The sequence below is a fragment of the Natrarchaeobius oligotrophus genome (assembly GCF_003841465.1).
GTDB classification, from domain to species: Archaea; Halobacteriota; Halobacteria; order Halobacteriales; family Natrialbaceae; genus Natrarchaeobius; species Natrarchaeobius oligotrophus.
On record NZ_REFZ01000004.1, the window covers coordinates 262,921 to 275,227 of the forward strand.

Sequence of the window (12,307 nt, forward strand, 5' to 3'; positions counted from 1 at the left end):
CGATAGCGGACGTTCGACGCCGGGCTACTCCTCGGCCTCGCGGATCTTCGAGAGGAGGTGGTCCGGCGCGACCGGGATGCGGTCGGCGGGTTCGTCGACCGACAGCGGCTCGAGCGCGGCGTTGATCGAGGTGGCGATGCTCGCCGGCGCGTCGATCATCCCACCCTCACCGACGCCTTTCGCTCCCGTCTCGGTGTACGGCGACGGCGTCTCTGTGTGTTCCATCTCGATCTCGGGAACCGTCTCGATCGAGGGTAAGAGGTAGTCGAACAGCGTGATCGCCTGGGGCTGTCCGTCTTCCTCGTAGCCGAACTCCTCGAGCAGGGCGGCGCCGACCCCCTGTGCGATGCCGCCGTGGGCCTGTCCCTCGACGATGGTCGGGTTGAGCATGGTTCCACAGTCCCGGACCGTGTGGAATTTGAGAATTTCGACCTCGCCGGTTTCGACGTCCACCTCGACGATGGGCGCGTTCGCGCCGAACGCGGCCGTGGGGTAGACGGGCAGTTTGCGCCGCAGGGCGTCGTCGAACTCCTCGCGCTCGAGCGCCGGGTGGTCGTAGTCGTAGCTCGCGACGGTCAGTCGCTCGTCGCGGTCTGCGTCGAGTTCCGCGAGGTCGGCCAGCGAGAGCGTCTCGCCGGTGTCGATGCGCTCGACGCCGCCGTCGCGGTAGGCGACGTCGTCGATCGAGACGCCCCAACCGTCGGCCGCGAGTTCCTCGGCGTTCTCGACGAGACGCTCCGCGAGGCCGACCGTCGCGCCCGAGAGCATGACCGCCATCCGCGAGGCGGCGCTGCCGTACTCCGTCGGCGCGTCGACGCTGTCGAGGTAGTCGACCTCGATCTCGCTGGGCAGAATCTCGAGTTCGTCCGCGAGCAACTGTGAGACGAGGGTCTGGTGGCCCTGGCCGGAGGAGTCGGTCGCGAGATACGCGCGGACGGTGCCGTCTTCGCGGAGTTCGGCCCGCAGGTGTTCGGGCAGTTCGTCGACCTCCTCACGCGACCTGCTGTCGAGCGCCTCGCGGTTGGACCGCTGGCGGTCGGTCCAGTCGGAGCCGCTGACGCCGGGTTCGATGATGACGCTCGGCTGGACGCCGCGGTACTTCCCCTCCTCGCGCTTTTCGGCGACGACGTCGGGATCGAGCAGTCCGCCGTCGCGTTCGTCCGCGACGATCTCCTGGATCCGATCGAGCGTCGCGGGGTAGTCCCCGGAGTCGTAGACGTTCTTCGAGGGGAGGGTGTAGGGCATCTGGTCCGGCGTGATCAGGTTCCGGCGGCGGAACTCCGTCGGATCCATCCCGATCTCCCGGGCGGCCTCGTCGACGATCATCTCGAGGGCGTAGATGTGCGGATCGACGCCGAAGCCGCGGTAGGCGGTCTGGGAGGTCTTGTTGGTCAACACCAGATCGTACTCGTATCCGACGTGGTCGATCCGATAGGAGTTGGTCACCACGGACAGCGGTTTCAGGACCTGGTTGATCGGGTACCGCGGGAACGCGCCGAAGTCGTCGACGAACCAGACGTCCAGCCCCCGCATCGTCCCGTCGTCGTCGACGGCCATTTGGATCTCGTACTCGCGGTCCGATGAGTGTACGTCGCCACCCTGGAGGTTCTCGATGCGATCCTCCTCGAACTTGACCGGTCGCTCCAACTGCTGGCTCGCCATCGCGGCCAGACAGCAATAGCGGTGGATCGCGATCTTCGTCCCGTAGCTTCCGCCGACGTCCGCCGGCACGTTCACCCGGACGTCGTCCGCGTCGTAGCCAAGCGTCTCGTAGATCGTGTCGTCGACGAGCGTGTGCAACTGGATGTTGCAGTCGACGTCGAAGCTGTCGGTCTCGTCGTCGTACGTCGCGACGACGCCGGCCGTCTCGAGCGGGACGCCGGAGATGCGCCCCCACGAGTACTCGCCGGAGACGACGTGGTCTGCGTCCTCGAACGCCGTCTGGAGATCGCCGAACTCGATGCGTTCGTGGTCGACGACGTTCGTCCCGATCGACTCGTGGACGACCACCTCGTCTTCGCGGGCGGCCATTCCGTCCGCGACGGCCTCGAGGGTGTCGTACTCGACGGTCACGAGGTCGGCGACGTCCTCGGCCGCGTACCGATTCGACGCCACGACGAGCGCGACCGGTTCGCCGACGAACCGCACCTTTTCGTCCGCCAGCGACCACTCGGGGAGTTCGACGGCTTCGCCGCTCGCGCCGGTCGCGATCCGTCCGACGCCGGTCGGCATCGGATTGTACTCCGCTTTGAGATCCTCGGCGGTCATCACCAGTTCACACTCCGGGTGCGTTTCGGCCTCGCTCGTCTCGATATCGACGATCTCGGCGTGAGCGTGCATGCTGCGTACGAGCGCCATGTGTAGACAGTCCTCGGGCGTGACGTCGTGGATGTACTCGGCCTCGCCGGTCAGAATTCGGTGGTCCTCGACCCGCGGGAGACTCGTCCCGGTAAACGATTCCTCGCCAGCTTCGGTCGCGGCGGGCGCGTCCGCTTCGGCCTCTCCGGCCACCTCGGTCGGTTGGGAGCCGGACATCGTCACTCCCTCATCTTCGCCGCCGCGCGTTCGACGGCCTCGTAGATGTTCTGGTAGCCGGTACACCGACAGATGTTGTCCGCGAGTCCGCGCTCGATCTCCTCGCGCGACGGATCGGGGTTCTCCTCGAGCAGTTCTTTCGTCGCGACGACGAAGCCGCTCGTACAGAACCCACACTGGAGCGCGTGGGTCTCGTGAAAGGCCTCCTGAATGGGGTGAAGCGAGCCGTCTTCGTCGGCCAGCCCCTCGACCGTCTCGACTTCCGCACCGTCGGCCTGGACCGCGTACGAGAGGCAACTCTTTATCGCCCGTCCGTCCTGCTGGACGGTACAGGCACCACAGACGCCGTGCTCGCAGCCGACGCGAACGCCGGTGAGACCGCACTCGCTCCGGAGGAAATCGGAGAGCTTCACCCGGGGTTCGACCGCGGCGGTCACGGCCTCACCGTTGACGGTGACGGTGATCTCCCTGCGTTCGGGAGCGTCGTACTCTCCTGTGCTATCTGTACGCATGGATACGTACTACGTCTCTCGAGCAGGGCATAAACGTTGTGCCGACCGGGGACGGGCTAGACTCAAGTAGATCGCCGAGAGAAGGGAGATATGGTCGAATCGACCGTAGACCTTCGGGTAGTCAACGCACGGGTTGTCACGCCGGAGGGCACGATCAGCGGCGGCGTCGCGGCGGACGACGGCATCGTCGTCGGCGTCGGGACCGAATCGAACCTCCCCGACGCGGCGCACGAGATCGATGCTGACGGGAACTACCTGATCCCCGGCTTCGTCGATCCCCACGTCCACTGGGGGCTCTCCCGGTACGAGTACGACTACCACGAAGGACTCGAGCACGACTTCGAGACCGAGACGCGGGGGGCGATCCACGGCGGCGTGACGACCGTCGTCAACTTCCTCCTCCAGCAGGAGCCGTACCTCCCCGACATGGACTTTTTCGAACGGGCGGGAGAGCAAAACTCCTACATCGACTTCGCGTACCACGCGATCGTCCACCAGGACCACCACGTCGAGGAGATCCCGGAGCTGGCCGAGGCGGGGATCCGATCGTACAAGGTGTTTTTCAACTGGTACAAACACGCCTCGCCCGAACTCGGCATCGACCACTCCGACGCGGGGCGGGTCTACCGAGTGCTCGACGAGGTCGCCGACGTCCCGGGCGGCGTCGTGATGTTTCACGCCGAAAACGAAGACCTCGCGATCGAACGCCGCGAGGAGCTACAGGCGGAGGGTCGTAACGACCTGCCGGCCTGGAGCGAGTCAGCCCCCAACATCTGCGAGGCGATGCAGATCGAACAGATCGGCCAACTCACCGAGTACACCGACTCTCGAGCGTATATCGTCCACATGAGCACGGGCGAGGGCGTCGACATCTGCGAACGGTACCAGCGAAAGGGGGTCAACCTCCACGCCGAGACGCTGCCGGCGTTTCTCTCGCACACCTCCGACCAGGAAGACCTCGGCGTCTGGGGGAAGATTTCGCCGCCGCTTCGCGGCGAGGCGAGCAGGACTCGCCTCTGGGAGGGGCTTCGAACCGGTGTCGTCGACTACCTCGGCACCGACCACTGCCCGCACAAAATCGAGTTCAAGGAGAAAGGCGAGGGCAAACACGGCGACATCTGGGAGGCGATTCCGGGCGACAACAACGGCATCGAGTACTTCCTGCCCGTCATGATGAGCGAGGGCGTCAACGAGAACCGAATCAGCATGGAGCGACTCGTGGAGGTCTGTGCGGCGAACAACGCCAAGCGCTGGGGGCTGTACCCGCGAAAGGGAGCGATCGCCGAAGGGTCGGACGCCGACATGGTGATCGTCGACCTCGAGAAGAGCGCGGTCGTCGACGACGACTTCTACCACACGATGGAGCCTCGCTACTCGACGTTCCACGGCGAGGAGCTGACCGGCCTGCCCACCCACACCATCGTCGGCGGCGAGGTGGCCGTCGAGGACGGTGAACTGCTCGCCGAACCCGGCGACCGAACGTATCTCTCCCGCGGTCCGGAGGGCGTCACGCTCGAGCGACGATGAGCGAGATCGTCGGCGTCGTCCTCGCCGGAGGCCTCGGCACCCGATACGAGGGCGGCAACAAGCTGCTCGCGACGCTTCCGGGGGACGACGAGCCCCTCGTTCGTCGCGCCGCCCTGTCGCTCGCGCCGGCCGTCGACTACACCGTCGCGGTGCTCGGTCACGAGTCCGACGCGGTCGGGGCCGCCGTCGAGCCGGCGGTCGACGAGACGGCGTACAACCCGGAGTACGAGCGGGGACAGAGCGCGTCCGTCCGCGTCGGTACGCGGACGGCCCGCGAGCGCCGGGCCGCAGCGGCGGTGTTCCTGCCGGGCGACATGCCCCGGGTCGATCCGCGGACGGTCGAGCGAATCGTCGACGCGCACCGCGACGGCGACGCCGACGCCGTCGTTCCGACGACCGACGGCCGCCGGGGGAATCCGGTGCTGTTCGACGCGGGACTGTTCGACGCGCTGCTCGAGCTGTCCGGTGATACCGGCGGTCGTGCGCTGTTCGACGACGCCGACGTTCGCCGGATCGACGTCGCCGATCCCGGCATCCACGCCGACGTGGATACGGTCGCGGATCGCGACCGACTCGACGACGGTGGCGGGTAGCCGGGCTCGCCATCGCCGCGTCCCACGATACTGAACACACTCGGAGAGCCGGGCTCGTCGGCTTCTTTCGATCCACGTTCGTTCGCCGCCTTCGCCGACCGATTTTCACCACGCCGATCGTCCGCTGAACTATCCGCACGTTTCGCGGCCGGACTCGAGATCCGGTACGCTCGCGTCCAATCGAAGCGTTCCACGATGCTGAACATTTATGTTGGGGGAAAACCATTGTCATGGTATGACAACGCAGGAGGCGGCCGGAATACAGGCGGTCGATCGAGCGTTCGACATCGTGGAAACGCTGACCGAGCTCGACGGCGCGGGCGTCTCCGAACTGGGGAGACACCTCGAGTTGCCAAAGAGTACGGTACACAACCACCTGCAGACGCTCGAACGAAACGAGTACGTCGTTCGCCAGGACGGGGAGTACCGGGCCGGGCTGAAGTTCCTGCGGGTCAGCGAGACCGCCCGCAACCAGCACGAGCTGTACCAGATCGCTCGCTCCGAGGTCGATCACCTGGCCGAAAAGACCGGCGAGATCTCCGCGCTCATGATCGAAGAACACGGCCGTGGCGTCTTCGTCTACCGGAGTCGCGGCTCGGAAGCCGCCCGAATCGACACGTGCGTCGGCGACCGCGTCCCCATTCACTGTACCGCCCTGGGAAAGGCTATTCTGGCCTTTCTCCCGCCGGAGCGACGCGACGAGATCGTCGATCGTCACGGGCTCGAGGCGGTCAGCCCCAACACCATCACCGACCGCGAGGTTCTCGCCGAGGAGCTCGAGGCGATCCGGGATCGGAAAATCGCCTCCGACGACGAGGAACGCCTGAGCGGGCTGCGAAGCGTCGCCGCCCCCATCCTCGACGGCTCGAACGCGGTGATCGGATCGATAAGCGTCGCCGGACCCACCCATCGGATGCGGGGCGAACGGTTCGAGACGGAACTCCCCGAGATGGTGCTCGGCATCGCCAACGTGATCGAACTCAACATTCAGCACACGTGACGGCGTTCGACGATACTGAACGCCGGCGAGAACCGAGACGGATGAGCCCGGAGACGCCGGTCGGCGTACGGACGTATGCGCGCCGGTACGATCCCGTTTACGGATGTATGAGTGTAACGCATGCGGTCGTCGCTCGAGGGGCGTGTGTCGGATCGCTCGCACGCGACCCCCGCGGTCGGTTCGGGAGCCGGGAGTCGTCCCTGGAGACCAATAGTATCTTAATTCTGCCATTGATAGATAACATATAAAAATCGGGAAATGATTTGACTCTGCTATATTGGGGAGGGAGCGTTCCGTCGGGTCCGAACCGGTGACTCGAGCGACGGATTCGACGGCGGGGATGCGGGCCAGTCGGGACGGACGTCTTCCCCCGCCGCGAGGACGGCGCTCGACAAGCGAGCGGGTAAAGTGCGTGGACGCCCTACCGCTGTCAACCGTGACCGATACTCGAGGCCCGCTCCAACCGGATCGCCCCGACGTCGACTATCCGTTCGAGGTCGACGCGCCGTTCGACCCGGCCGGCGACCAGCCCGACGCGATCGACGAACTCGCGTCGGGCTTTCGGTCGGGGATGAACAAACAGACACTGCTCGGCGTCACCGGCTCGGGCAAGACGAACACCGTCTCGTGGGTGATCGAGGAGATCCAGAAGCCGACGCTCGTCATCGCCCACAACAAGACGCTCGCGGCCCAGCTGTACGAGGAGTTTCGAAATCTCTTTCCCGAAAACGCCGTCGAGTACTTCGTCTCGTACTACGACTACTACCAGCCCGAAGCCTACGTCGAGCAGACCGACACCTACATCGACAAGGACGCCTCGATCAACGACGAGATCGACCGATTGCGTCACTCCGCCACGCGCTCGCTGCTGACCCGCGAGGACGTCATCGTCGTGGCGTCGGTGTCGGCGATCTACGGCCTCGGCGACCCGCGCAACTACGTCGACATGTCGCTTCGACTCGAGGTCGGCGAGGAGGTCGGTCGCGACGACCTGCTCAAACGGCTGGTCGACCTGAACTACGAGCGAAACGACGTCGACTTCACGCAGGGGACGTTCCGCGTCCGCGGGGACACGATCGAGATCTACCCGATGTACGGCCGCTACGCCGTCCGCGTCGAACTCTGGGGTGACGAGATCGATCGCATGGTCAAGGTCGACCCGCTCGAGGGCGAAACGAAAGGCGAACAGCGCGCCGTTCTGATTCACCCCGCGGAGCACTACTCGATTCCGGAGTCGAAACTCGAGCGAGCGATGGACGAAATTCGCGACGATCTCGACTCGCGCATCAGCTACTTCGAACGCCAGGGCGATCTGATCGCCGCCCAGCGCATCGAAGAGCGCACGACGTTCGACCTCGAGATGATGGCCGAGACGGGCTACTGTTCGGGGATCGAGAACTACTCGGTCTACCTCTCCGACCGCGAGTCGGGCGACGCCCCCTACACGCTGTTGGATTACTTCCCGGACGACTTCCTGACCGTCGTCGACGAGTCACACCAGACGCTCCCACAGATCCGGGGCCAGTACGAGGGCGACAAGTCCCGCAAGGACTCGCTGGTCGAAAACGGCTTTCGGCTGCCGACGAGCTACGACAACCGGCCCCTGACGTTCGAGGAGTTCGAAGCGAAGACCGATCAGACGCTGTACGTCAGCGCGACGCCGGCCGACCACGAACGCGAACACTCGGATCAGATCGTCGAGCAGATCGTCCGCCCGACCCACCTGGTCGACCCGAAAGTCGAGGTCTCGCCCGCGAGCGGGCAGGTCGACGACCTACTCGATCGGATCGACGGGCGCGTCGAGCGCGACGAGCGCGTGCTCGTCACGACGCTGACCAAGCGCATGGCGGAGGACCTGACAGAGTACCTCGAGGAGTCCGGCGTCGCCGTCGAGTACATGCACGACGAAACCGACACGCTGGAACGTCACGAACTCGTCCGCGGGCTCCGTCTCGGCGAGTTCGACGTCCTCGTCGGGATCAATCTCCTGCGGGAGGGCCTGGACATCCCCGAAGTCTCGCTCGTCGCGATTCTCGACGCCGACCAGGAGGGCTTTCTCCGAAGCGAGACCACGCTCGTCCAGACGATGGGGCGAGCCGCCCGGAACGTCCACGGCGAGGTCGTCCTCTACGCCGACGAGATCTCGAACGCGATGGAGTCGGCGATCGAGGAGACCCAGCGCCGCCGCGAGATCCAGCGCGAGTACAACGAGGAACACGGCTTCGAGCCGACGACGATCGAAAAGGACGTCAGCGAGGCCAACCTCCCGGGTTCGAAGACCGACACCTCGAGCGTCTCGGGTCGATCGCTCGAGGACGACGACGAGGCCGCCCGCTACGTCGCGGAGCTCGAAACCCGGATGGAAGAGGCCGCCAGCAACCTCGAGTTCGAACTGGCCGCCGACATTCGAGACCGCATCCGGGAGGTCCGCGAGGAGTTCGACCTCGGCCGCGGAGACGAGGACGAGGGGATCGCCCCGCCGACCGAGGAGTTCTGAACCCCGGCCAGCTTCGTCACGAGCCGAGTGCGTCTCGCCCTCGACGAGTGTCGTCAGATCTGAGCGCGTTTCTCCCTCGACAAGTGTCGTCACGAGCCGAGTACGTCCACTCGGACCTCCTCGACGGAGGTAGTGACCGTTCGTCGCTCACGTCGATCGGTGCCGACCGAACGGTCGCTCGAGTCCCATCTCTGGGGGCTCAATTACTCAATGAGAATGTATTGTTACTGTGGTTTCCATTCATCGATATTGTCTGAACGTTTACTAGTATACAAAGATCGATCCCAACTCCCGCGGCGTTCGCTCGTTTCGCGACAGATCGACCCGAGGTGGCGCTCCGCTCTCGTCGCGAAGACGGACTGGCGTCACCGGTTACGTCTGCGGCCGCGATCGGTGTGCGATTGCACCGGACCTGACGGCCAACAGTCCGTACGCTGCGATCGCGACGGTCGAGGAAGGGCGTCCGCACGGTGCTGGGTCCGGACGGACGACGCGACCGACTGGCGGCCTACGAGATGCGGTATCGCTCGAGTTTCTCCTCGTCGACCGTGACGCCGAGTCCCGGCTGCTGGGGAACGTCGATCGCGCCGTCTTCGACGACGAACGGATCTTCGATGACGTCGTCCTCCCAGGCGTAGTAGACGGAATCCGGCGGAAGCGAGAATCCGGGGATGCCACTGACCGCGTGGAGGATCGCCGCGGTTCGAATTCCCAGGTCGAACGCACAGTGGTGGGCCAGCGGGATCCCCGCGTCCTCCGCGATGGCCGCGAGCTGACGGATCCCGGTGATGCCGCCGGCCGGCGTCATGTCGACGACGGCGACGTCGAGCGCTCCGTCTTCGATCAGTCGTCGGAGGTTGTGCGCGACGTACGTGTCCTCGTTCGGTCCGATCGGCTGGCACGTCCGCTCTCGAAGCCGCGCGAGCGATTCGTGAGAGTCGACCCTGATCGGCTGTTCCATGTACTGGAGGTAGATCCCCGCGTCGGCGAGGCTCGCACCGACGCGGACCGCCTCGTCGAGTCGCCACCCCTGGTTGGGGTCGAGTCGGAAGTCGAGCCGACCGTCGACCTCGTCGTGCATCGCGACGATTCGCTCGACGTCCGATCGCCAGTCACGGCCGGCTTTGGTCTTCAACACGCCGTATCCGTTCTCGAGGGCACGTCGGGCGTGGACCCGCGATTCCTCGGGCGACAGGATACCCACGCAGTAGGCGACGTCGACGGCCCGATCGTACTCGTAGTCCTGTTCGATTCGACGGGAGGTCGTCCCGGGAGCCGTCCAGCCCCCGAGCAGTTCGTAGACCGGCTTCTCGAGCGCTTTCCCGACGATGTCCCAGCAGGCGACCTCCACCGCCGAAAAGAACATGTCGACGTTGGTGTACTCGACGAACAGGAGCCGTCTGAGGCTTTCGACTTCGAACGGCGATCGTCCCGTCACGATCGGTGCGATCCCCTTTTCGATCGTCGTGATCGTCACCTCCGGCGAGAGGAACACGCGCATCTCTCCCCAGCCCGAGATCCCCTCGTCGGTGTCGACCCGTACGAGAATTCGGTCCATATCTTCGACCGCGCCGTGGTTCGTCACGTACGGCGCGATTCCGCCGTCTTCGACGTCGACGACGTCGACGTTGACCGCGTAGGCTTCTACGTCCGTAATCTCCATCGTTCGTTACTGTCTCAGCGAGCTAATAAAAGCTCTGGTGATCGAGCTTCGATCGTCGCGCAGTCCTCGAGTGACGTCCGCACTCGGGGAAGCGACGAGAGCGAAGCGCCTACTCCTTGACGCTCCCCGACGTCAGCCCGTCGACGATCGGCTTCTGGAAGAGGACGAAGATCGCTATCAGCGGGATGGTCGCGACGGTCGAGGCTGCCATCATCTGTCCCCAGTACGTCTGGGTCTGGGTTTCGAACCGCTGGATGCCGATCGCAAACGGCGTGACGTCGCTCGAGGCCAGGACGGACGCGAACAGCACCTCGTTGAACGCCGTGAGAAACACGAACATCCCGGTTGCGGCGATGCCCGGTGCTGCCAGCGGCAGGACGATTCGAATCAACGCCTGGAACCGCGTACAGCCGTCGACGCGGGCCGCGTCCTCGAGCGACGCGGGAATGTTCGCGAAGTAGCCGCGTAACATCCAGATCGCGAAGGGGATGGCGAACGTGGTGTAGACGAAGATTACGCCATGGTACGTGTTGACCATCGGCAGTCCGACGTTCGTCTGGATGTTGATGAACAGCAGATACATCGGCAACAGGATGAGTACGCCCGGAATCATCTGCGTTCCCAGAATCGCGCCACCGAACTTCCCCTTTCCCGCGAACGAAAAGCGAGTGAACGAGTACGCCGCGAGACTGGCGACGAACAGCGCGAGGGCGGTCGTGGCGAACGCGATGATCAGGCTGTTGATGAAGTAATCCACGAGCGGGAACCGCTGCCACATCAGGACGTAGTTCTCGACGTAGAACGAATCGAGCAACAGACTCGGATTCGTCGAAACTGCCTCCTCGCGCGGCCGGAGGCTGACGACGAACATCCAGTAAACCGGAAACAACGCGAAGATGAGGATCAGCGCCATGGCGAACCGTTTGGCCAGTCCGACCAGCACGTCCTCGAGATCGCGATCGGTCGTCGTCCAGTCACTCATCGTCCCTCCCCCTCGAAGCTTCCGCTGACCGCGTACTTGTAGTAGACCAGAGCGATCCCCATCGCGAACAGAAAGAGGACCACGCTCATGGCGGCCCCCAGCCCGAACGCGTAGTTGTGGAAGGCGTAGTTGTAGATGAACAGCATCGACACCTCACCGGACCGGGTCGGGCTCTGGCCCAGCAGGACGTACGGGACAGTGAAGTTGATGAACGACCACAGCACCAAAAGCAGCGAGATCACGACGCTGATCGGTTTGAGCTGTGGGAGCGTGATGTGTCGGAACTGTCCCCACCGTCCCGCGCCGTCGATTCGCGCCGCCTCGTAGAGGTGACCCGGGATCGATTTGAGCGCCGCGTACAGCATGATCGTCGCCCAGGGGAAGTTGATCCAGACGTTCACCAGGATCATCGAGTAGATCGAGTTCGCCCCGATCAGCCAGACGATCGGCTCGCCGATGATCCCCGCCGACAGGAGCACGTTGTTGACGACGCCGGTGTCCGACAGCAACATCATCCGCCAGACGAGCAACACGACGACGGCCGGCGAGATCCACGGCAGCAACACGAGAATCCGGGCGACGTTGCTTCCCCGGAAGTCGCTGTCGAGGATGACCGCGCTGGCGAGTCCGAGCGAGTAGCTCCCGACGACGGTTCCGATCGCGAAGATGGTCGTCTGGCGCAGCGAGAACCAGAACCGCGAGCCGACCGTCGAATCGAAATCGAGCAACCGCGCGTAGTTCTCGAGACCGACGAACGGGGCGCTGTACCACCGCGAGACGAACGTCGCGTCGATCTGCATGATGCTGATGATCATCCCCCAGAGGATCGGCAGGAAGTGAACGATCGCCATCATCACCGCCGCCGGCAACAGTAGCTTGTACGCGTACCGCGTCTTTTCGTCGGCCGGCATCCGTCGCGAGAGTCGCCGAGCGAACAGTCGCGTTCGATCTCTCACCGTCGTGTCTGAATCCATGCCCATGAGTGTTCGTGTGCGCAC

Annotated in this window: 9 protein-coding genes; 4 read left to right on the forward strand and 5 right to left on the reverse strand. The window is 64.6% G+C overall.

Annotated features, from left to right (window positions below; all coding sequences use genetic code 11):
* Positions 1 to 24 precede the first annotated feature (24 nt).
* On the reverse strand, positions 25 to 2,535 hold the full coding sequence (locus EA472_RS08000) for a xanthine dehydrogenase family protein molybdopterin-binding subunit (RefSeq protein ID WP_124190983.1): 2,511 nt from the start codon (positions 2,533 to 2,535) through the stop codon (positions 25 to 27).
* A gap of 2 nt (positions 2,536 to 2,537) precedes the next feature.
* On the reverse strand, positions 2,538 to 3,047 hold the full coding sequence (locus EA472_RS08005; RefSeq protein ID WP_124190984.1) for a (2Fe-2S)-binding protein: 510 nt from the start codon (positions 3,045 to 3,047) through the stop codon (positions 2,538 to 2,540).
* Between the two features lie 90 nt (positions 3,048 to 3,137).
* On the opposite strand from EA472_RS08005, the gene EA472_RS08010 reads away from it, so the two are divergent.
* The 4 genes from EA472_RS08010 to uvrB all read left to right on the forward strand — a co-directional run bounded on the left by EA472_RS08010 (position 3,138) and on the right by uvrB (position 8,664).
* Complete coding sequence (locus tag EA472_RS08010) at positions 3,138 to 4,574, forward strand: dihydroorotase (protein WP_124190985.1); 1,437 nt, start codon at positions 3,138 to 3,140, stop codon at positions 4,572 to 4,574.
* Positions 4,571 to 5,167: a nucleotidyltransferase family protein gene (locus EA472_RS08015; protein ID WP_124190986.1), complete on the forward strand. Its 597-nt coding sequence runs from the start codon at positions 4,571 to 4,573 to the stop codon at positions 5,165 to 5,167. Before EA472_RS08010 ends, EA472_RS08015 begins: the two co-directional genes overlap by 4 nt.
* Positions 5,168 to 5,402: 235 nt before the next feature.
* Positions 5,403 to 6,167, forward strand: coding sequence for an IclR family transcriptional regulator (locus EA472_RS08020; protein WP_124190987.1), 765 nt, complete (start codon positions 5,403 to 5,405; stop codon positions 6,165 to 6,167).
* A 436-nt stretch (positions 6,168 to 6,603) separates the two neighbouring features.
* Positions 6,604 to 8,664, forward strand: a complete 2,061-nt coding sequence (uvrB, locus tag EA472_RS08025; protein WP_124190988.1) for an excinuclease ABC subunit UvrB — start codon at positions 6,604 to 6,606, stop codon at positions 8,662 to 8,664.
* Between the two features lie 508 nt (positions 8,665 to 9,172).
* Here the strand turns inward: uvrB and EA472_RS08030 are convergent.
* From EA472_RS08030 to EA472_RS08040, 3 genes are all read right to left on the reverse strand, one after another.
* Positions 9,173 to 10,327: a mandelate racemase/muconate lactonizing enzyme family protein gene (locus EA472_RS08030; RefSeq protein WP_124190989.1), complete on the reverse strand. Its 1,155-nt coding sequence runs from the start codon at positions 10,325 to 10,327 to the stop codon at positions 9,173 to 9,175.
* A gap of 109 nt (positions 10,328 to 10,436) precedes the next feature.
* Positions 10,437 to 11,309 (reverse strand): carbohydrate ABC transporter permease, encoded by an 873-nt coding sequence (locus tag EA472_RS08035; RefSeq protein WP_124190990.1) that lies wholly within the window; start codon positions 11,307 to 11,309, stop codon positions 10,437 to 10,439.
* Positions 11,306 to 12,283: a carbohydrate ABC transporter permease gene (locus EA472_RS08040; RefSeq protein ID WP_207891138.1), complete on the reverse strand. Its 978-nt coding sequence runs from the start codon at positions 12,281 to 12,283 to the stop codon at positions 11,306 to 11,308. The genes EA472_RS08035 and EA472_RS08040 overlap by 4 nt, the downstream gene beginning before the upstream one ends.
* Positions 12,284 to 12,307: the final 24 nt, after the last annotated feature.

What these genes read in the sequence shown, in the direction of transcription:
- EA472_RS08005 (WP_124190984.1), bottom strand. Translation starts at nt 3,047, where the DNA reads ATGCGTACAGATAGCACAGGAGAGTACGACGCTCCCGAACGCAGGGAG.
- EA472_RS08015 (WP_124190986.1), top strand. Translation starts at nt 4,571, where the DNA reads ATGAGCGAGATCGTCGGCGTCGTCCTCGCCGGAGGCCTCGGCACCCGA.
- EA472_RS08035 (WP_124190990.1), bottom strand. Translation starts at nt 11,309, where the DNA reads ATGAGTGACTGGACGACGACCGATCGCGATCTCGAGGACGTGCTGGTC.
- EA472_RS08020 (WP_124190987.1), top strand. Translation starts at nt 5,403, where the DNA reads ATGACAACGCAGGAGGCGGCCGGAATACAGGCGGTCGATCGAGCGTTC.
- EA472_RS08030 (WP_124190989.1), bottom strand. Translation starts at nt 10,327, where the DNA reads ATGGAGATTACGGACGTAGAAGCCTACGCGGTCAACGTCGACGTCGTC.
- EA472_RS08040 (WP_207891138.1), bottom strand. Translation starts at nt 12,283, where the DNA reads ATGGATTCAGACACGACGGTGAGAGATCGAACGCGACTGTTCGCTCGG.
- EA472_RS08010 (WP_124190985.1), top strand. Translation starts at nt 3,138, where the DNA reads ATGGTCGAATCGACCGTAGACCTTCGGGTAGTCAACGCACGGGTTGTC.
- EA472_RS08000 (WP_124190983.1), bottom strand. Translation starts at nt 2,535, where the DNA reads ATGTCCGGCTCCCAACCGACCGAGGTGGCCGGAGAGGCCGAAGCGGAC.